We start from the raw sequence: 19,817 nt of genomic DNA, 5'->3' as shown, positions 1-19,817 counted from the left end.
AACTCTCACGTACGGTTCTTAGACGAGGGAAAGGGAGCAATCCCTTTTCCTTAGTCGATTATCGTTGGCCTGGCTGGCTCTCAAGGATGGAAGGTGCTGGATTGACGAGATCGATGTCCAAGAAAGGTTGTTCGCCAGACAATTCTGCGTGTGAAGGCTTCTTTGGAAGACTCAAGAATGAGATGTTTTATTTCCGGTCATGGAAAGATGTTTCTATAAATCAGTTTATAGATGAACTCGACCGTTATCTCAGGTGGTATAATGAAGAACGAATTAAGATGTCTCTTGGGGCGATGAGCCCAGTGGCATATAGACGAAGTATTGGTTTAGCTGTATAAAGAAGTCCAAGAAAATGTCCGCATGCCCAAGTTGACGGTATTACAACCAGGTGGTGTAACCAACGATCAGATGGCCGGTGCCCTCGCCGAAACTGGCGCCGGCACCTGCTACGCCCCTGTAGCCAAGAAAAATCAGGAGAAAGACCAGATAGAAGGTCAGCATGCCGCCCATGGTATTGGCAATGTATCTGATTATAATCAGCAGTTCTTTTTTAAACATGGCCCGGAAGCCCAACCAGAAGTTCATGCTTCGTCCCCTCCCATCAGTTCCAGGAAAACTTTTTCGAAGTTTAACTCCTGGCGTGTAATTGATTCAATAACGGTTTCCTCTTGTCTAAGCAAGTCCAGGACCGGCCAGAGGGCAGGAGCTACTTCGATGTCCAGGGCAATCCGCCATTCTCCGATCTGTTGCTCCAGGCTCAGGTGGGGAATGTCAGTCAAAAGCCGCTGCTGTTCGTCACTGAGACTGCCAACAGTCAGGTGATAGGAGCGGGCCTGGAACAGTTTCAGCAGGTTTTCGGTGCGGTCATTGGCCACAACTCGCCCCTCGTTTATAATCACAACTTGTTCACAGATATCCTCAACGACATTCATATTATGGGTGGTCACGATAATTGCGCGCTTATGTTCACTGACAATCCTTTGCAGGAGTTTGCGCACCTCGTAAGAGACCTTGACATCGAGCCCCAGTGTGGGCTCATCCAACAAGAGCACGGGCGCCTTACTAATCAAAGTGATGGCAATCGCCAACTTTTGCTGCATCCCCCGGGAGAGCTTACGCACCGGTTGATTGGCCTGGGCTTCCAGGCCGAAAATAGTCAGCAGTTCTTCAATTTCCGCTTTCAACTTCCGGCGTGTGCGTCCGCGGATTGTTGCTAAAAATTTCAGGTTTTCTTTAGGGGTAAGGCGCCAGTAGATATTGCGGTTTCCCTCGAGCACAGCGGATACTTGCTGTAAGGCCAGGGTGCGCTGGCGAAAAACATCATGTCCGTGGACACTTATGGTGCCGGAATCTGGCTTGATTAATCCACAGATTGACTTGACGGTTGTTGTTTTGCCGGCACCGTTTGGACCCAGAAGACCAAAAATCGAGCCACTGGGCACCTGAAAGCTGACTGAATCTATCGCCGATACTTTGGCGCCTCCGGGTCGACGATATGTTTTTGACAAATTCTCTACAGTTACTGCCCTGTCCATAAACCATCCTCCTTGCATACTTGCAATATATTACAATCATCAGTTAAAAACAACAATAAGGTCGGTTATGATTAGAAGATTGTGCTAAAGAATTAAGCTTCAATAGTATTGAAGTAATGGGGTAACTAGCTAAAGATTCTAATCGCTTAAAAGAAGGTGATATTGTGGTTGACCGAGCAGATTTGGAAACCAGGTTTTATATTGACCTTGCCAACGGGGAACAATCGGCTATTTTATCAGTATTTAAAGCAGCATCGGTAACTCAACTGCCAGTGGTAACTAATGGCGAGTACCTAGGTCTTCTGGACTTGTTTTCATTTATCGAATCTGGCTCTGCCTCAGGCGATTTAATTATCAGAGACACCGAGGTTGCGTCTAGCACCGACGACCTTCTGAAGTATTGCGAACTGGAGCAACAGGTATTACCCGTGCTTGATTACAATCGCAAATACTTGGGTTACGTAGATGTCGCATGTCTCAGGCAACGCAATGAAGTGAGCAGGGTTCGGGCTAAATTGGCAAAGGAAATCCAGTACTATAAGGATCTGAAGGAAGAGTTTGACGCAATTTTTAAATCATCTCATGACGGCATTTTTATTGCTGATGGCGGTGGCACAGTAATCAGGATTAACCAGGCAAGCGAGCGCATAGATGAGGTTAGGGCCGATGAGGTCTTGGGCAATAATATGCGGGAGCTGGTGGCCAAAGGTTTTTATTCCGAGTCGGTTACGCTAAAAGTCTTGGAAAGCAAGACGCCGACCACAATTTTACAACGAACCAAGACTGGAAAGGAAATAATGGCTTCAGGAACGCCAATCTTTAAGGAAGGTAAGCTTTACCGGGTGGTAGTGAACAGTCGTGATATTACCGAGTTGGTAAAGCTAAAGAACGCGCTGCGGGAGGAACAGCTCAGGACTGAAAAAATCGAATCAGAATTGAATTTTTTGCGTCAGGAGCATTTGCGGACAGATGAGATAATTTGGCGAAGCCCGGAAATGGAGCGGGTTTTTGAACTGGCCCTGCGTGTAGCCAGAGTAGATTCAACGGTCCTGATCGAGGGCGAGTCCGGAGTTGGTAAAGAGGTGGTCAGTAAGTTTATTCATTTAAACAGCGCCCGCAAAGGACAGCCCTTTATTAAAATCGACTGTTCAGGAATCCCGGAGAATCTTTTGGAATCTGAGCTATTTGGCTATGAGCAAGGCGCTTTTACCGGGGCCAGCTCAACGGGCAAGCTCGGCTTATTTGAACTGGCCAACCAGGGGACATTGTTTTTGGATGAAATAGGCGAACTGCCCTTCAATCTCCAGGCTAAATTATTGCGCGCCTTACAGGATAGAGAAATTACCCGCATCGGCGGGACTGCTCAAATTCCGATTGATATAAGAATAATTGCTGCCACAAATCGACAGCTGGGCCAGATGGTAGTTGAAAATCAGTTTCGGAAAGACCTTTATTACAGATTGAATGTGGTGCCCGTGTTAATTCCGCCACTACGGATGCGCCGTCCCGATATTCAACCACTAATCACTTACTTCACCAAAAAATACAACACGAAATTCTGTTTTAAAAAATCCTTTAATCCTCAAGCGCTGGATTACTTGCTGGCATATGAGTGGCCGGGCAATGTCCGGGAATTAGAGAATATGATCGAGCGTCTACTGGTTACAGTACATGCAGATGTTATTAAGGTTGAAGACCTTCCCCACTCAGTCACAGGTAAGCTGGCGTCCAGTGAGCTTGTGCTGATTGACCTCGATACTGATTTTCGGCACAATGCAGATCGGTTTGAACAAAAACTCCTGGAAATGACAATGGCCAAATCAAGCAATACCTTTGAGATGGCCCGCAGACTTGGCCTCGATGTGAGTACAGTCAGGAGAAAAATGAAAAAGTATGATTTGAAATATATGTAAGGCAATCTTGCCTCCTTGGAGGCAAGATTGCCTTTTGTGTATTCCGATGCAAATCAGCGCTTGGGGCTTGAAACCAAATTATATGGAAATATAAGGGGTGCATTTCTGCCTTTTGGCGAATGCCCTTTCCCTTTATTAACGTTGGCATGTATTTTGCGCTTTAATGATTTACAAAGGCGCCGTCGAACGTGTAAGAGGGGGGGGGAAGTGTGTATCTAATCTTTACAATCTAATTTTATTAAATACAATGGGGGGACCGTAATGAAAAAACAGCCATCAAGTGCTTTGGATTCACCCAGGTTTTGTAACCCCGGAACATTTATGCGAATGCCAGGATTTACTGGTTTGGATGGACTGGATTTTGTAATCATCGGGGTTCCATTTGACACCGGTAGTTCTTATCGAAGCGGCTCCCGGTTCGGCCCGACTGCGATTAGAAATATTTCTGCCATGATTAAGCCAAACAATGTTCAATTGGAAGTAAATATTTTAGACAACCTGCAGGGGGCAGACTGGGGAGACATGTCTATTGTCCCTGGCTATATTGAACCAACTTTTGCGGTAATTGAACGGGATATGGACCCGATCGTTCAGGCCGGTGTGACTCCTATCTGTTTGGGAGGCGATCATTCAATTACCCTCGCAGAACTGCGTGCACTGGCCAAGAAACATGGCCCGCTTTCTTTGGTGCATTTTGATTCACATCTTGATTTGAATAAGTCAGTCTTTGGTGAAAAGCATAACCATGGCACCCCCTTCCGCCGGGCAGTGGAAGAAGGGTTGATTAACCCGGAGAGCTCAATTCAGGTTGGCATGCGGGGGTCGTTATATGATCCTGATGATTTCAAAATTGCTGCTGAACTGGGCTTTAAAGTTATTACCGCTGATGAAGTGCGGGAATTGGGTTTCAAAGAAACCGGGCGCCAAATTCGGGAACGGGTTGGCAACAAATTGGCGTTTTTCACCTTCGATATTGATTTTGTCGATCCTGCATATGCCCCTGGCACCGGCACACCCGAGGTTGGCGGTTTCACCAGCTACGAAACCCTGACTTTGGTCAGGGAAACTAAGGACATAAATTTTGTTGGCTTTGACGTTGTAGAAGTGCTTCCAGCCTACGATTGCGCAGAGATCACCGCCTATTTGGCTGCAAATGTGGTTTTTGAGTTCATCTCCATGCTTGCAGCAAAGAAAAAAAACAAGGGGTGAAACGATGAATAACACTGGTACGGCAGTTAATTCAGCGGAAGAAACCAAATACGGTGGCAGTTTTTCCTCCGGTCTGATCAAGACCATGCTCTGTACTGCGGCAGGTATTTTCGTGTTCTTTGTTCCGCTTAACATTCCGGGCCATGAAGGCAGCATACTGTTCAGCACTATTCTCAATGTATTGATTGATTCATTGGGCGTAAGTTGGCTGTATTTCCTCTGTGTTGTCATGGTTCTTAACAGCGCAGGCTTCTTTTACGGAAAATATCTGGCCAAGGAGAACAGTTTCCTGTATAAATACTTCGCCAGAGATAAAACTGTTCACGGCATCATCTATCTTGTTGGCGCCATATATACAGTGATGTTCGCAGCTGGTGTCGGACCCGAGTGGATTATTGGCCCCAACACCGGCGGTGTCGTAATTGAGGCGATTGTAATGCAGACAGCATGGATTCTCATCTTAGGTGGCATGTTTGTGCCTTTGCTTTTGAATTTTGGCGGCATCGATTTCTTTGGTTCCTTGCTGCAGCCGTTTATGCGGCCGGTCTTTAAAGTGCCAGGCCAGAGCGCAATTGATGCAACGGCGTCCTTTGTCAGCTCGTCTTCGATAGCGGTATACATTACCAGTAAGCTTTACAAAAGCAATGTTTATACCCAGCGTGAGGCCTGTGTAATTGCAACCGGCTTCAGCGCCGTTAGTGTGGGCTTCGCCGCCCTTTCTGTCAGCACCGTCGGACTATTGCCCATGTTTACCACTATCTTCTTCTCTGCGTTTGCCATCGCGTTTCTGGTCACTATTTTCATGGCCAGGATTCCTCCCCTGTCCCGGAAACCAGATGTTTATTACGATGGAACTGTGCAGACTGAGGAAGAAAGAAAAAGCGATACCAGATTCAATCTAGGTTTGTTCAAGCTTGGTTTGGACCGGGCTGTCTTTAAAGCCAATGAAGCCGGCAGTATTGGCGGAAAACTGATTGCCGGGCTGTTGGATGGGGCAAAACTGATGCCCAAAGTCATTCCTTTTCTGGCTGCAGTTGGCACAACCGGTTTGATAATTGCCGAATATACTCCTCTCTTCATGTGGTTGGGAACACCGTTAATTCCACTGTTGGAACTGTTGCAAATACCTGATGCGGCCCGTGTAGCGTCGGCAAGTCTTGTTGGGATTGCCGAGATGTATCTGCCGGTATTGGTAGTGGCCGAGCATGGTTTGGCTGAAGCCGCCCGGTTCTTTGTGGTCACATTAGCTTTGGTTCAGATTATTTTCTTCTCTGAAACCGCGACAGTAATGCTGGCCACCGGTATCCCTGTGAAAGTTACGGAATTGATAATTCTCTTCCTCCAAAGAACGCTTATTGCAATTCCGATTGTAGCAATCTTTATGCATATCTTGTTCTAAGACGCCACCATTCTCATCCCCAACTTTTCAGAGGACTGTCTCAAATCAGCATTTCGCTGGTTGGGGGCAGTCTTTTGCCTTTGTAAACTAGTGGTAAGGCTGGAGTGAGAGCTGGTGAAGCGTTAAACCGTACTACTGCCGGGTTTAATTTGGCCGGCTGGAACAAGGATAATATGACAATCATCTGTCCGGTTTAAATGTTATACTGATTGGGGGTGAGATAAATGCGTATTAACCGGCTTTTGGAAATTACAATGATCCTTCTGAATAAGGAACTGGTCACCGCCCGGGAGCTGGCAGAACGCTTCCAGGTCTCCACGCGCACCATTTATCGGGATGTGGATGCCCTGTCAGCGGCCGGGGTCCCCGTCTACATGAAGCAGGGGACAGGTGGCGGCATTGCTTTGCTACCCGAGTATTCCCTGAGCAAAACGTTGTTTTCTGCGGAGGACAGGGAGGGCCTGCTTCTGGCTGTCCAGACTTTGCAGGTGACGAAAATGCCGGAGGTCGACGCGGCCCTGCAAAGGTTGGGGACGCTATTTGGCGAAGGTGAAATGGAAGAATGGGCCCAAGTGGATTTCACACCCTGGGGCAGCCATCCCAATGAAGCCGGAAAGTTCACTACAATTAAGCGGGCGATCATCAGCAGGCAGGTGCTTAGGTTTGAGTACGTTAATTCTGCCGGAGAGACTAGTTGGCGCACGGCAGAGCCCTTAAAGTTAGCATACAAGGGCCAGGCCTGGTACTTATATGCCAATTGCCGTTTGAGGAACGAATACAGGCTTTTTCGACTCTCCAGGGTCAAGGGTTTGACGCTGTTGGACGAGCAGTTCCCCAAGAAGGAATTCGTTGAAATTCCAGACATGGAAGGAAATTCGTCCCGCCCCCGAATGGTTACTTTGAGCCTGAAATTCCAGCCGAATCTGGCCTACCGTGTTTACGATGATTTTGCTGAATCCCAGATTGAGCGGGTGGATGATGGTACGCTTCAGGTGACAGTGACTTTTCCGGAAGATGAATGGGTGTACGGCTATATTCTTTCCTTCGGCCCGGCAGTGGAAGTTCTGGCGCCAGCCCATGTTCGAGTGATTGTCGGAAACAGATTGCGGGAAGCGTGTAAAATCTATAATTCCGTTCAAATATGACAGATTGTTGTCCTGTTCGCCTTGATATAATTGCTTTGTGTTAGGGGTGGTGGTTGTGCGAACAATCCAAGCGAAGCAGATTTTGTCGTCCTGGTCTGATGGCATGAGCTGGTTTGGCAGTAATTACAGCATTAATTTATATAAAGGGTGCTGTCATGGCTGTATTTACTGTGATTCCCGGAGCGAATGCTACCGGGTGGAAAGTTTTGATATGGTGCGTGCCAAGGAAAACGCTTTGCAATTGCTGGAGGCAGAGCTGCGGAGCAAGCGTCGCAAGGGCATCGTTGCCAACGGCGCCATGAGCGATCCCTACAATCCCTTTGAAGAAGATGCATTGCTGACCAGGGGAGCATTGGAATTGTTTCACAGGTTGGGGTACGGCGCCAGTTTGCTGACCAAATCGACAATGATCACCCGGGATCTCGATATCCTCACTGAAATCAACCGCCAGGCAGCTGTTGTCGCGGAGTTCACCATCACCCATGACGATCGGCTTTGCAAGCAGCTTGAACCGTTTGTGGCGCCCAGCTCCCAACGCTTTGTCGCCTTGAAGCAGATAGCTGAAGCGGGTATTTTCTGCGGTATCCTTTTGTGGCCAATTCTGTCCTTCATCAATGACAGCGAGGAGAATGTTCGGGCAATCGTTCGGAGCGCAGCCGATAGCGGCGCCAGTTTCGTCAGTCCGTTTTTCGGCGTTACCCTGAGGCAAAACCAGCGTGCCCGTTTTTATAAGCAGCTGGACCGCCTGTTCCCGGGTGTTAAAGAGCGCTACATACAGACCTTTGGTCAGAGCTATCAATGTGTTTCACCGAATAAGGTTAGCTTGTGGGCAGCATTCACACAAGAATGTGAGCGCTATGGTTTGTTGTACAAGATGGATGCTATTCGCGCGGCCATTACTAGTCAGCAGCGAAGCTGCAATTATCATTCTTTGATTAGGGGGAAATGAAATGGATAAAGTTTTGGCAGCACTGCTGCAAGAGTGGGAGTTCACCAAAAGTTGCACCAAGTCCTTCATCAACGAGTTGAGTGATGAAGACCTGAACCGTAAACTGCCCCGCAAGGGTTTGGACACCTTCCGTAAGCATTTCCAGGAAATGATTGCTGTGCAAAAAGATTACGTGGCGGCAATTAGCAGCGGAGTGAGAACTTTAATGATACCGCTGACGCTGACCTGGATGGCAAGCTTAGCAAAGAGCAACTGCTGGCAGGAATGCAGGAAGCTGATGATGAACTGGCCGCTGCTCTGGAAAAGGCCAACCCGCAGGATACAGTAAATTGGTTTGGTTCCGACCGGCTGCTGCCTTACCACCTGGCAGTAATTATCAGTCACGAATCTATGCATATCGGGCAGATTATTGCTTTTTGTTACGCTCTGGGCATCAAGATTCCTGAGTTTGTAACAAACAATTGGGCGCTTTCCGGAGACTGATATTTTTGACAACTGGCGGTTGCTTGGTTGTCGCGCTGAATCCTGGTTCAGCGCTTTTTTTGCAGGTTCTCGCTCAGCCAGTCGCGAATAATAAGGGCAGAGTCTAATCGGGAGGTGTGGTCGTGAAGACAGTTGAAGAAGTGCGCCGGGATTTGCCGGTGCTGGACAGATATGTGTTTTTAAACGCCGGTTCCCTATGCCCGACTCCGGAACCGGTGATGGCGGCCTGGTTTGAGGCCTATCGGCAGTGGCATTTGCGCGGCGCCGGCTTGCCCCGGCATTACGAGGAGATGCGGGAGCAGAAGATCGATGTGGTCCGGGAGCAGTTGGCCCGGCTGTTAAACTGCTCGGCGGCTGAACTGGCGTTTACCGCCAACGCCACCGAAGGGATTAACATCGTGGCCTGGGGCATAGACTGGCAGCCAGGTGACGAGGTGATTATCACCGATTTGGAGCATCCCGCCAATTCGGCGGTCTGGCTCCACAACAGGGAGCGATTCGGCATCCGCCTGCGAATTCTGCCAGTGCAGGCGGATAAAGATGCGATGTTGACTCAGTTCAGGAGTATGCTCTCCCCCTGGACCCGGTTGGTGGCCGTAAGTCATGTAATCAGTGGCAGCGGCCAGATTTTGCCGGTGGCGGAGATCTGCCGCCTGGCCAAGGACGCCGGGGCGTTGGTGCTTTTGGATGGCGCCCATGCCGTCGGACAATTGCCGGTGGACCTGGCGAATTTGGCTTGCGATTTCTACGCTCTGAACGGCCACAAATGGCTGTTGGGCCCGGCAGGAACCGGCGCCTTGTTTGTCAGGGGAGACAAACTTGAGCAATTGCGTCCCAGCTGGGTTGGCGATGTGGCGGGGAAGGGCATGGAATACACAGAGGATGGTTCATTTATGCCACCACCTGGGGCGAGGCGCTATGAGTTCGCGACCCGGGACTGGTCGGCAATCCTCGGTCTGGGCGCGGCCATCGATTATGTGAATGATATCGGGATTGAAAATATCCGCGCTCGGGTGTTGAACCTGGTCAAATACTTGCGGGAACGGCTCCAAGAGATTGAGGGGGCAGAGGTGGTGGGAGCAGCCACGTCTGAGGAGAGCGCCGGCCTGGTGGCGTTCAGCATTCGGGGAGTCAATGCTGTCGAAGCCTGCGAGGAACTGGCAAAGCAGAGCATCTGTCCGCGTTATCTTAACGAGCAATTGTTTCGGGTCAGTATCGGTTACTTCACCCTAAAGCAGGAGCTGGATCGCTTGGTGACGGCGTTAAAGCAACTACAATAAGCAAACCCGTGTCTGCTTTTTGCTGACACGGGTTTATTTATAGGCTTAATTGGTTTCCACAGGTAAGAATATATAAAATGTAGTTCCCTTGGGTGATGTCTGAACCTCAAGCTTTCCTTGGTGGGCTTTGACGATACTATAGCAGATGGCCAACCCAAGACCGGTGCCCTTTTTCTTGGTGGTGCAAAATGGGGTTCCCAATTTGCCCAACACTTCTTCCGGGATGCCGGGGCCCTGGTCACTGATTGCCATGACTACTAAATTTTCCTTGGTAAAAGTCTGAATGTTGATCTGGCCGCTATCCGGCATTGCCTCGATGCTGTTCTTAATCAGGTTCCAGACAACCTGGCGAATCTGGTGGTTATCCAGGCGTGTATCGGGGAGGGGGGCGAGATTGTAGGCCAGGGTGCAGTTGGCCCGGGCAATCGCTGCCTTGGCAACCGGCAGGATTTCTGAGAGGACTGCGTTCAGGTTATACATCTTTAGATTTACCTCCCGGGGACGTCCCAGGGTTAGGAAGTCAGATAGAATTGAGTTGGCCCGGTCAATTTCGCCAATGATGGTGTCAAACACCCGCCTGTCCTTATGATAATCCTTTTTGTTTTGCAACAGCTGGATATAACCTTTGACAACTGTAAGTGGATTGCGGATTTCGTGGGTAATGCGGAATGCGGTTTGGGAGATAATCTCTAATTGCTCCATGCGGTTGTATTCTTCAGTTGCATCTTGATATTCGGCGATGGTTTGATCCAGACCATCTTTTATATCAACAAGATTTAATTTGGGCTGCACATTACCGAAGTAGACATTGGAAGCTGCCAGTTCGTTGTCGGTGGTCACGAAACGGTGGCTTTTCATCAATGCCAGCTGAGTGACAGCGGAAAGCTTGCTTCCATCATAGGCGCAAACAGTTATTGCACTGCGGCCGGCGGATATTTCATCCACACCGACCTCATAGCTTGGTAAATTGATTTCGCATTCCCGCCAGAGGACATTGCCCCAGACTCTAAAAGAAAGTCCGCGTTTGGAATATGATTGTGTAATTTTATCCAGCTTGTACACGGGGTCGGGAGGATGCAGATAAAAGATGTCATTATCGAGAAAGTGTAAGTTGGATTCTGGGTTAACACAGCTTGCTTCCCGGAGCCTTGCACGAATCTGTTGATAGTTCTGTGAGTTTTCCACCAGGATGATTTCCTGGTTTAATTTCAGTCCATTGATTATAAAATTATACATGTTGTGCAGATATAGTTGCGGGTTGGAATAGGTATAAAGGATGTGAATACCGTCGTGCGCCTGGGGGATTTGGGACAAGACCGAAGGCCCTGTTGGGAAATTAGGGATACTGACGTTGGGCATGCTCATCCTCCAATCAGAAATTACGCTATGCTAATATTCTACATTTGTGATTAATTTCCTTTATGTATAGCCAGCTGCAGCGTTACTTCTGCGCATAATTGAACATTTTCTGTCAAGCTGATAAAATAATAGCGAGGGGGGGTAGCCAGTGAAACAGCATCGAAACGATTCAAAACCAATAGATTCCTTTCACTCCCGGGCGGATGCCGGTTTCGATGAGGAGTATAAATTTACCGTTATCACTGTGCTCAAAGCGCTACTCTACTTTGCGGCGCTCATCCTTTGTATTATCCTGATTCTAAACGCGTACAGCTGAAAACGCAGTCGGGCTGATTTGCCTAGGCATTGTTGTCTTATGATTATGCCATTCATTAGAGTCAGGATTGTCTTGTAACCGTTTGTGATTATGGTACCCTTTGCCTAAGGAGGGGATTTATGTGATTGACAATAAGGAAACAAAATCCCGAGAGGAACTGGAGCAAACTTTCTACCATGACGATCGAGTAGCAGAGGTTGACGAGAAAGAGGCGGTGGCAACTGCAATTTCATTTGGCTCCCGGAAGCTGCTTTACGCATATATAGTTGTTGCAATCATAATCTTAATTATTGTTTTTATCCGGTTATAATAAAATCCGTGTCACTTCTGAAGTGACACGGATTCTTTTGTGAGTGGACGGGAGCAATCAATACTGAACCAGATAGCTTTCCAGGGCAGATTTAAGTTCGTCATAACTGATAGATTTTAGGCGTTTGCTTGTGGTATCCAGATAATTTAAATCCAGAGAACCCCAGAGTTCACGCTGGAAAGACTGGTAATCGAAGGCGTCCCCCAGGGTTTGCTGAATTGCGTCTTCATAAAGCAGCATGATGTATAATTTGCTGGCCGGGTCATTTTTTTCCTTGTCCGGCAGGTCTGCAGTGGCCTTGCTGGCAAACATGCGTATGTATTTGATATTCTCGCTGATTGTTTTTCTATTTACAATTCCTGAATGGGAGGAAATGATTGTCTTTGCCGGATGAGCCGCCAAAGATTCCAGTGTATCGATGTATGTTTCCAAATCATGATAGCCAATCATTGGCTTTGGGTCTTCGACCAAATCTCCGACAAATAGTACCGCGTCCTTGCGGTCATAGCAGACTGCCGAGTCTGCTGTATGGCCGGGGGCGTAGTAGAACTCAACCTCATCGTCCAGGAAACGCAGTTGCTCACTAAAGGTGAGTTGCGGCGGAATCAGGACGATTTCTCCACTTTGGTGGTCAGCATAGCGCTGGAGTTCAACTTTGCCTCGGTCGAGGATTCCCTTGCGACATAAGTCGTGGCCGATTATAAGCGCATCGGGGAAAGCGCAGGCCCCCCAGATATGATCCCAGTCGGAATGGGTTAAAAACACAACCAGTTGCTTTTCACCGAGATTATTTTCTCGCAGGTATTCTTTAACTACTTCCATGGATTTTGGGCCGAGATGGGTATCGCAGAGGTAGACACGGTTTTCACCTTTAATCAGATAGATTGCAATTTCGCCCAAGTCGTCGTTTGCGTCACCTAGGGTGAATATAACGCCACGACTGCCGATATTTTTGGTATTAATTTTGACCCGCTCCTTTGTTTTAACATCAGTTACCATTTTAACACAGTCCGGCCCGGGCGGGAAATACTTGTAATGAAGCCCCTGTAGAAGAGGTATCCTAAGACCAGCACACCACAAGGAGGAACGAGCGTGGGCCGGTTTAGCGATTTTGAACACCATTTCCGCTGCTTCCGAGAGGAGGTGGGGGCGATGGTCGACTTCAACATTCTTCCCTGTCTACGGACAGCGCCGGTGGGCAAGCTGCGCCAACTGAGGGACATGGCCGTACTCTACACACGCCATGGTTTTTTGCCCGAGTCCTACTACAACTACAAACTAATGAGAAAGTAGGTCCGTTGAAGGAACGGGTTGCCGGCTATGTCAGTGACAAAGACCGTTACCGGTGGTTGGGCAGGGTAAATGAGAATTATGGGGATTTACTGCGCAACAAGTGGTTTTTCCATCAGTTTTTTGGTCATCGGGAAATTCCCACTCCCACCTACTACGGTAATTACCACCACCGGCGTGGGCGTTGGATAGACGGTTCCCGGTTGTGCAGCGGTGAAGATATTCTGGCAGCACTTGACAATAGCGCTGTGGACGCCTTGGTAATAAAGCCGGTGGTTGGGAGCGGTGGCAATAAGGTGATGATATTTTCCGATATAATCGGCGGAAAACTTATCGACAGCAGCGGCAGGGCATGGACCGCTGGGGAGTTGGCAGATGCATTAGGGAAGGGAGATTATATATTTGAGGAATGGGTAGAGCAGCATGCCGAGTTGTCCGCACTGTATCCCCACTCCCTGAACACAGTTCGCATTACCACCCTTAATGATGGCGAGCAAGCGTTGCCCTGGGCCGCCGTCCTGCGGGTCGGTACCGCTAAATCGGGGTCAGTTGACAACTGGGGCCGGGGGGGATTGAGTGTCGCTTTAGATGTACAGTCGGGCGAATTGGGTTGCGGCGTGGTAAGCGTCAAGCATTTGGCCGGGCTGCCGGAGTCAACCACAGAGCATCCTGACACCGGCTGCGAATTTGCCGGTCGTGTGCTGCCCAATTGGCAGACAGTGCTTGATACTGTTTCCCGGGTAGCTGCCTTGGTGCCAGGGCTACCGTACATCGCTTGGGATGTGGCAATAACTGAAGATGGGTGCCGAATAATTGAAGGGAATCACCGGCCGGACGTGAATCTGCTGCAGGTGCATGGCGGATTGCTGACTGCGGATAAGCACGTGCACTGGTGGCAGGAGCACTTACCACGATGAGTTTAGTGAAGAACTGGCACGGTTTATTGTCGGCGGATTGTTGGTGGTGGCAACTGCGATTGTCTTTCTCAGCAGCTAATAAAGAGGCGGCATCAAAGTTCTGATGCCGCCTTGTGGTTTATTTAGTTTGCAGGTGCGCCGGCAGCAGGTCATTGCTGCATAAATCTGCGTACGTCTCTCGGTTGACGATTAAGTTGGCATCACCATCCCGGACAAACACCACGGCCGGGCGGCCAAAGCGGTTATAATTGCTGGCCATCGAATAGTGGTAAGCGCCGGTGGCAAGGAGGGCGAGGATATCGCCCCGATGTAATTTGGGCAGTTCAATGTCCTTAATCAGTATGTCGCCGGATTCACAGGCCTTGCCGGCAATTGTCACTTTTTCAGTGGCCGGTTCATTGACCCGGTTGGCCACAAAAGCATGGTAGCGGGCGTCATAGAGAGCGGGCCGCAGGTCGGTGGTCATCCCGCCATCTACTGCTACATATTTACGCACGCCGGTAACTTCTTTCTCTGAACCAACTGTGAACAGTGTAATTCCTGCAGGGCCAACGATGGAGCGGCCGGGTTCGACTAGCAGCTTGGGTAGGGGTAGATTATACTTGGCGGCGCTTTCTTTCAGTGCGGAAGTGATCACTTGGGCATAATCTTCAATTGCAGGCGGCTGATCAGTGGGCAAATAGCGGATACCCAAACCGCCACCGAGATCCAACTCACCCAGTAGTACGCCTGCATCTTGCCGAACACGGTTCAGCAGGTCCACCATCGCTTCAGCCATTTTGCGGAAAGGAGTGAGGTCGAGAATTTGGGAGCCGATATGACAGTGGAGGCCCATCAAGCTGAGGCCTGGTAGACTAAGCGCCAGCTTTACCGCCTCGTCAATTTGGTCGTCGATCGCAAAGCCAAATTTGGAGTCCACCTGTCCGGTTTGGATATAGCTGTGGGTATCCGGCGTGACAGCCGGGTTAACCCGGAGATAGATTGCAGCTGCTTTGTCGCGGGCAGTGGCCAGCTGGCTGAGTAAATGCAGTTCCGCTGTGCTATCCACAACCAGGCGGCCGACTCCCGAATCCAGGGCGAGATTTATTTCCGCTTCTGACTTATTGTTGCCGTGGAAGATTATCTTTTCCGCCGGGAACCCGGCTTGCAGAGCAGTATAAATCTCTCCGCCCGAGACAGTGTCCAGGGCCATGCCTTCCTGGGCCAGCAGGCTGCACATAGCTTTGGTCAGGAAGGATTTTCCGGCAAAGGCCGGCATAGTATCGGGGTAATTTTGGGCTAGACTTTGCTTATAACGCCGACAATTCTCCCGGATTGCATTTTCATCCAATACATACAATGGTGTGCCAAACTGTGCAGCTAGTTCAACTGTGTCACAGCCGCCGATAACCAAGTGGCCTTTTTCGTTTGATGAGAATAAATTATTGAACACAAATTTTCCCCCATTTCGTAGTTTTGCCCGGGAAATATAAAAGCGCCTGACAGAAAATCAGGCGCTGGAAATCAGCACAACGATCCTCTCTTCTGCCCACGGCGAGATAGCGCTCCACAGCGCCTTGGGCAAGGATGCTGCGGCAGCCCTGTACCTATTCGATACAGGTCCAGCGTCGGGTTTTGGTTCCCGACACTTCGGCGAAGGCTCCTTTCGCAGCGGGTCTCTGGCTTTCCGGCCTCACCGCAGGTACTGATAGACTTCGCGCCTCTACCTCACCCGTTGAGAGTGAGGTAACATATGAAAGTGTATGGATAAAAGTTTAGCATTGGCAAACAGGGTTGTCAAATCTACAGGGGAGTGCCGGCCCTGTCTAAAGGATGCGGTAAGTAAAATTGCCGTCGCTCCTGGAATAGTTTACAATATCTTTACCGAAGAAACACGGGTGGTGTTCATATGGATTTTGAAACAAAATTATTGACAGAGTCAGATATAGATGTTGCGGCTGAGTTGATACGACGGGGAGAGTGCGTCGCCTTTCCCACCGAAACGGTGTACGGACTGGGAGCCAACGCCCTGGACGCCGCGGCAGTGGCAAAAATTTACGCGGCTAAGGGCCGCCCCTCGGACAATCCATTGATTGTGCATATACACGATGTTCGCCAGTTGCAAGACTTGGTTTCCGAACTGCCTGGAGCTGTAGAACGGTTGACGGCAGTGTTTTGGCCCGGTCCCCTGACGCTGGTTCTGCCGAAAACCCCGGCTGTGCCTGTCTCGGTGACCGGCGGCCTGGATACCGTGGCTGTGCGGATGCCGGACCATCCGCTGGCCCTGGCATTTCTCCGCGCCGCCAACCTGCCGGTGGCGGCGCCCAGCGCCAATATCTCCGGCAAGCCCAGTCCCACCCGGGCCAGTCACGTGTGGCACGATTTGGCTGGGCGAATCCCTGCCATCATCGATGGCGGGGAGACCGGCTGGGGCGTGGAGTCCACTGTATTGGATTGCACCTGCCAGCCGTTTCGGGTGTTGCGTCCCGGCGCAGTTACTGTAGAACAATTGCAGGCATATGTTGCTGTCGAGCTGGATCCCGACTTGGAAGTCCAGGCCCCGGAACGCCCTCGTTCGCCCGGCCTGAAATACAAGCACTATTCGCCGGAGGCTCAGGTTGTACTGGTGACAGGCAGCAGGGTTCAGGAGAGAATCCAAGAAGAACTGAGGCGTCAGCAGCAAGCAGGTGTTAAGACAGCGGTGATGGCATTTACTGAGACCCAGGCCGAATACGGTGATGTTCCAATCCTGGATTTGGGGAGCAAGCAGAACCTTCAGCAGGCCGCTTCCCGGATCTATCATTTGCTGCGCAAGGCCGACCATCAGGGCTTTGAACTTGTGTTCGTGGAGGGCGTGGAAGATGAAGACCTGGGTCGGACAATTATGAACCGTCTTGCTAAGGCGGCCGGCCCAAATGTTATTCGTACATAACGAGGGGGGAGCATAATGAGCAATTTGCACCGGATAACCTGGATAGACAACCAGATTCGCAATGAGCGCTATCCCAACTGCCGGCAGATTGCACAGCAGTTTGAAATCTCCCTGCGCCAAGCGTCCCGGGATGTGGAGTATTTACGTTATTCGCTGGGGGCGCCAGTGGCGTACAGCGCCAAGCATAACGGCTATTACTACCAGGGCGAACCCTTTGCCCTGCCAGCCCAATTTATTCCCGAGGAAACAAGGGATACCCTGGGCTATCTCGCTTTTCAATACCGTAACCGGGAAGGGGCCCAGGCCCGGAGGCTAGCGGAGTTGTTCTCCCGCCTGGCCGGTGAAGCCCCTGTTTCTGAGGACAATGATATAGATATTATCGATTCCTGCGCAAACGAAACAGCCGTCTTTAAAGCACTCAAACAGGCGCAACACTCACAAACCAAAGTAAAACTTATATATGTTAACGCCGGTAATCACCGCAGTACTCGCGTGTTTTGTCCGTACAAAATTTTTTCCAGCAAGGCAACAGCATATGTGGTCGGTTATTGTGAGCTTAGAGAGGATTTTCGAACTTTCCGTTTGGAGCGTGTCCGGGAAGTGGTGCCTACCGGCGAGCGCTTTCAAGTTAAACCGGATTTTGATTCCAACGCGTACACAGGTGACTTTAAGTTTGACCGTGAACCATTTCATGCAGTGGTGGAATTTCAATGGCCGCCCCTTGCGTTGCCTGGATTGCAAACGGAGCGAATTGCCCAGCGGACCCTGAAAATAGAGTTTCAAACGTCGACAGAACTTCTTGGCGCCCTTTTGGGGGTAAGGGGTTGGTTCCAGATTCAATCCCCAAGTTGGCTGCGTCGCAACCTTCATCAACGACTACAGGCGATTTTGACGGCTAATCAAATTTTCGCAGAGGTAGGACATCATATGGCAGACCGGGAGCGCTATAATCGAAGTAACAACCGCAAGGAGGAAGATATTTTGTCTAAGCAGATTCTCAGTGATGTCAACATGGGTATGACCTGGACGATGTACATCGGCGCCGTAGAAGGAGCGCTCCGGCGCGCCGGTTGGTGGAGCGGAGAAACTTATCAGTTGATGGGGATGACCGGCATCGGTTTCCACTTCATCATCCACAAGACGGTCTGTCCCAGTTCTGTAACTGTGTATGACTGGCCCAACGAGCACTTCGCCGCCTTGGACCGGATTGGCGTTCACTCCCAGTGTTCACAAGTTTATCGCGACCCCCGACTCAACACCTTTAGGCAAGTGCAGGCAGAGGCGATAGAGCGGATTAAGGAGTCCATCGACAAAGGCGTGCCGGTTGTGGCCTGGGCGCCTACGGGTCTGTTGGAGTTCGGATTGATCTATGGTTATGATGATGAAGAGCAGGTATTGTTTGTCAAGGATTGTGATGATAATGCCGATCCAGTGAAATACAGCAATTTTGGCATCTCGGAAGTGCCGATTATGTTCTATCAGACCTTTGGCGGGCGGGTAGAGGTGGATCCAGAAAAGACCTTCCGGGACTCATTGGAGTTCGCCGTCGGGGAGTGGAACAAGGAACAGCATACAAGCCCTGACTACGAGAGCGGCAAAAAGGGTTATGAGGCGTTGCTGGCAACACTGAAAAGAGGGGACTTCAACGAATTTGGCCTCACATATGTGCTGGCAGTTTATGCCGATGCCAAAGAAAATCTGGCCAAGTATCTGCGCTATGTGGAAGCGGAATCCGTAGAACTCCAGGGGCTGGCCGAAGCCTGTAAAAAATACGCCGAGCTGGCAGAGAAGTTTCAGGCAGCCAGCTCACTGGTGCCCTTTAAAGGGCCGGGGGTAGCGGATGTAGAGCAGGAGAATATTCCCCAGGTAATTGAACTGCTTGCCCAATGCTTAGAGCTTGAAACCAGGGCAATGCAAACCATCGAACAAGTCCTCGCCAAATAACTGCCCACTCGGGGACGGAGGTTGATTGGGCATTTTTAAGTTAAGTTAATCAGTTCCAAAATAAGCGGGGTTGTGTTCCCGCTTATTTTCTTAGTCATAAAGGACAGGCGGTTCTGTTTGACCGCAATAGTCGGGGTGGTATAATGTGGGCATATGGGAGGGGGAGTGATGACAATAAAGAAGCGATGGCTCATATTTGTGGGGATAACTTTCGGGGTAATAATAATTGTGGCGGCGGCTTTGTTTTGGCGTCCGCTGGAGCTGAACACAGTACTGGCCCGGGAGTTTGAGGGTGAGATTGCAACAATACTGATATCTGAACATAATCCCGGAGTACGCCATGATTATGAAATTAGCGATTCCCGACAAATCGATGCCGTAATCGAGTACCTTGATGACATCAGTTTGCGAAGAACAATTATCCGTCCGGAAGTCTTTCGGGCCGGTCTTCATGAAGATTACCATTTGACGCTTGTTAATCAAGACGGGGAAATCCTGCGACTTTGGTTAATTGGCGATTACGTAGAAGTGGGGTTTGAGAAAGTTTACTCTGCCTTTGAACCGGAGGACTTTCAAGCATTACATGCCATCATTGCCGACTTCCCCCGCAAATAGTTGCACCAGGGGACGGAGGTTGACTGGGCACTTTTCGACATTATTCGGCAACAGATAAAAGACATCTGCCACAGCGGCAGGTGTCTTTTGTTGTGCGACGGGCAGTCGCGCCGCTGTGGACACACTGCAGCAAGCTGGTTATGAACGACAGCGGTCAAGTTACCATATGTAACAACTGGTCGAGAGTCGGGAAAATCAGTAGAATCTCGAAGGTGCAAGTCCTTCCCCGGGAGCGCTGGCGT

19 protein-coding genes are annotated in these 19,817 nt (G+C 49.9%); 14 read left to right on the top strand and 5 right to left on the bottom strand.

Going from position 1 to position 19,817, the window contains the following annotated elements:
* Window positions 1–338: IS3 family transposase (locus tag FH749_14150; GenBank protein ID MTI96593.1), on the top strand; the 338-nt coding region annotated here is incomplete at its 5' end.
* A 40-nt stretch (window positions 339–378) separates the two neighbouring features.
* On the opposite strand, the gene FH749_14145 is transcribed toward FH749_14150, so the two are convergent.
* Together FH749_14145 and FH749_14140 are read right to left on the bottom strand one after the other, a co-directional pair.
* Window positions 379–585: a hypothetical protein gene (locus tag FH749_14145; GenBank protein ID MTI96592.1), complete on the bottom strand. Its 207-nt coding sequence runs from the start codon at window positions 583–585 to the stop codon at window positions 379–381.
* The gene (locus tag FH749_14140) at window positions 582–1,553 is read right to left on the bottom strand and encodes an ABC transporter ATP-binding protein (GenBank protein MTI96591.1); all 972 of its coding nucleotides are present in this window, start codon (window positions 1,551–1,553) and stop codon (window positions 582–584) included. Before FH749_14140 ends, FH749_14145 begins: the two co-directional genes overlap by 4 nt.
* Before the next feature lie 146 nt (window positions 1,554–1,699).
* On the opposite strand from FH749_14140, the gene FH749_14135 reads away from it, so the two are divergent.
* The 8 genes from FH749_14135 to FH749_14100 all read left to right on the top strand — a co-directional run bounded on the left by FH749_14135 (window position 1,700) and on the right by FH749_14100 (window position 9,913).
* The gene (locus FH749_14135) at window positions 1,700–3,448 is read left to right on the top strand and encodes a PAS domain S-box protein (GenBank protein MTI96590.1); all 1,749 of its coding nucleotides are present in this window, start codon (window positions 1,700–1,702) and stop codon (window positions 3,446–3,448) included.
* Window positions 3,449–3,709: 261 nt separating this feature from the next.
* The gene (gene speB / locus FH749_14130) at window positions 3,710–4,657 is read left to right on the top strand and encodes an agmatinase (GenBank protein MTI96589.1); all 948 of its coding nucleotides are present in this window, start codon (window positions 3,710–3,712) and stop codon (window positions 4,655–4,657) included.
* Window positions 4,658–4,661: 4 nt separating this feature from the next.
* A complete protein-coding gene (locus tag FH749_14125; GenBank protein MTI96588.1) occupies window positions 4,662–6,056 on the top strand; it encodes a YjiH family protein in 1,395 nt (464 codons plus the stop codon).
* A 224-nt stretch (window positions 6,057–6,280) separates the two neighbouring features.
* Window positions 6,281–7,201: a YafY family transcriptional regulator gene (locus tag FH749_14120; protein MTI96587.1), complete on the top strand. Its 921-nt coding sequence runs from the start codon at window positions 6,281–6,283 to the stop codon at window positions 7,199–7,201.
* 55 nt (window positions 7,202–7,256) lie between these two features.
* The gene (locus tag FH749_14115) at window positions 7,257–8,150 is read left to right on the top strand and encodes a radical SAM protein (protein MTI96586.1); all 894 of its coding nucleotides are present in this window, start codon (window positions 7,257–7,259) and stop codon (window positions 8,148–8,150) included.
* A 1-nt stretch (window position 8,151) separates the two neighbouring features.
* Window positions 8,152–8,478: a hypothetical protein gene (locus FH749_14110; protein MTI96585.1), complete on the top strand. Its 327-nt coding sequence runs from the start codon at window positions 8,152–8,154 to the stop codon at window positions 8,476–8,478.
* Window positions 8,415–8,633 (top strand): hypothetical protein, encoded by a 219-nt coding sequence (locus FH749_14105; protein ID MTI96584.1) that lies wholly within the window; start codon window positions 8,415–8,417, stop codon window positions 8,631–8,633. Before FH749_14110 ends, FH749_14105 begins: the two co-directional genes overlap by 64 nt.
* Before the next feature lie 122 nt (window positions 8,634–8,755).
* Window positions 8,756–9,913, top strand: a complete 1,158-nt coding sequence (locus FH749_14100) for an aminotransferase class V-fold PLP-dependent enzyme (protein ID MTI96583.1) — start codon at window positions 8,756–8,758, stop codon at window positions 9,911–9,913.
* A gap of 45 nt (window positions 9,914–9,958) precedes the next feature.
* Here FH749_14100 and FH749_14095 read toward each other — a convergent pair whose 3' ends face one another.
* Window positions 9,959–11,278: a GHKL domain-containing protein gene (locus tag FH749_14095; GenBank protein ID MTI96582.1), complete on the bottom strand. Its 1,320-nt coding sequence runs from the start codon at window positions 11,276–11,278 to the stop codon at window positions 9,959–9,961.
* Window positions 11,279–11,709: 431 nt separating this feature from the next.
* Here FH749_14095 and FH749_14090 point away from each other — a divergent pair, with 431 nt between their 5' ends.
* Window positions 11,710–11,898 (top strand): hypothetical protein, encoded by a 189-nt coding sequence (locus FH749_14090; protein MTI96581.1) that lies wholly within the window; start codon window positions 11,710–11,712, stop codon window positions 11,896–11,898.
* 57 nt (window positions 11,899–11,955) lie between these two features.
* On the opposite strand, the gene FH749_14085 is transcribed toward FH749_14090, so the two are convergent.
* Entirely contained in the window at window positions 11,956–13,020 is a 1,065-nt protein-coding gene (locus FH749_14085; protein MTI96580.1) for an MBL fold metallo-hydrolase, read from the bottom strand.
* Between the two features lie 5 nt (window positions 13,021–13,025).
* On the opposite strand from FH749_14085, the gene FH749_14080 reads away from it, so the two are divergent.
* Window positions 13,026–14,105, top strand: a complete 1,080-nt coding sequence (locus tag FH749_14080; GenBank protein ID MTI96579.1) for a hypothetical protein — start codon at window positions 13,026–13,028, stop codon at window positions 14,103–14,105.
* A gap of 118 nt (window positions 14,106–14,223) precedes the next feature.
* Here the strand turns inward: FH749_14080 and lysA are convergent, their stop codons facing one another.
* Window positions 14,224–15,537, bottom strand: a complete 1,314-nt coding sequence (lysA, locus tag FH749_14075; GenBank protein ID MTI96578.1) for a diaminopimelate decarboxylase — start codon at window positions 15,535–15,537, stop codon at window positions 14,224–14,226.
* A 456-nt stretch (window positions 15,538–15,993) separates the two neighbouring features.
* On the opposite strand from lysA, the gene FH749_14070 reads away from it, so the two are divergent.
* The 3 genes from FH749_14070 (at window position 15,994) to FH749_14060 (ending at window position 19,575) form a co-directional block, all read left to right on the top strand.
* Window positions 15,994–17,016 carry a threonylcarbamoyl-AMP synthase gene (locus FH749_14070; GenBank protein MTI96577.1) on the top strand — a complete coding sequence of 341 codons (1,023 nt, stop codon included), beginning with the start codon at window positions 15,994–15,996 and terminating at the stop codon, window positions 17,014–17,016.
* Between the two features lie 15 nt (window positions 17,017–17,031).
* Window positions 17,032–18,960, top strand: a complete 1,929-nt coding sequence (locus FH749_14065) for a WYL domain-containing protein (protein ID MTI96576.1) — start codon at window positions 17,032–17,034, stop codon at window positions 18,958–18,960.
* 168 nt (window positions 18,961–19,128) lie between these two features.
* Window positions 19,129–19,575, top strand: coding sequence for a hypothetical protein (locus FH749_14060; GenBank protein MTI96575.1), 447 nt, complete (start codon window positions 19,129–19,131; stop codon window positions 19,573–19,575).
* Window positions 19,576–19,817: the final 242 nt, after the last annotated feature.

It is taken from the genome of Bacillota bacterium, from assembly GCA_009711825.1.
Lineage (GTDB): Bacteria > Bacillota > Proteinivoracia > UBA4975 > VEMY01 > VEMY01.
This window is presented reverse-complemented; position numbering and strand designations above follow the sequence as displayed.

What these genes read in the sequence shown, in the direction of transcription:
- FH749_14140 (MTI96591.1), bottom strand. Translation starts at nt 1,553, where the DNA reads ATGCAAGGAGGATGGTTTATGGACAGGGCAGTAACTGTAGAGAATTTG.
- FH749_14125 (MTI96588.1), top strand. Translation starts at nt 4,662, where the DNA reads ATGAATAACACTGGTACGGCAGTTAATTCAGCGGAAGAAACCAAATAC.
- FH749_14145 (MTI96592.1), bottom strand. Translation starts at nt 585, where the DNA reads ATGAACTTCTGGTTGGGCTTCCGGGCCATGTTTAAAAAAGAACTGCTG.
- FH749_14105 (MTI96584.1), top strand. Translation starts at nt 8,415, where the DNA reads ATGCAGGAAGCTGATGATGAACTGGCCGCTGCTCTGGAAAAGGCCAAC.
- FH749_14110 (MTI96585.1), top strand. Translation starts at nt 8,152, where the DNA reads ATGGATAAAGTTTTGGCAGCACTGCTGCAAGAGTGGGAGTTCACCAAA.
- FH749_14060 (MTI96575.1), top strand. Translation starts at nt 19,129, where the DNA reads ATGACAATAAAGAAGCGATGGCTCATATTTGTGGGGATAACTTTCGGG.
- FH749_14085 (MTI96580.1), bottom strand. Translation starts at nt 13,020, where the DNA reads ATGGTGTTCAAAATCGCTAAACCGGCCCACGCTCGTTCCTCCTTGTGG.
- FH749_14070 (MTI96577.1), top strand. Translation starts at nt 15,994, where the DNA reads ATGGATTTTGAAACAAAATTATTGACAGAGTCAGATATAGATGTTGCG.
- FH749_14095 (MTI96582.1), bottom strand. Translation starts at nt 11,278, where the DNA reads ATGAGCATGCCCAACGTCAGTATCCCTAATTTCCCAACAGGGCCTTCG.
- FH749_14120 (MTI96587.1), top strand. Translation starts at nt 6,281, where the DNA reads ATGCGTATTAACCGGCTTTTGGAAATTACAATGATCCTTCTGAATAAG.
- speB (MTI96589.1), top strand. Translation starts at nt 3,710, where the DNA reads ATGAAAAAACAGCCATCAAGTGCTTTGGATTCACCCAGGTTTTGTAAC.
- FH749_14065 (MTI96576.1), top strand. Translation starts at nt 17,032, where the DNA reads ATGAGCAATTTGCACCGGATAACCTGGATAGACAACCAGATTCGCAAT.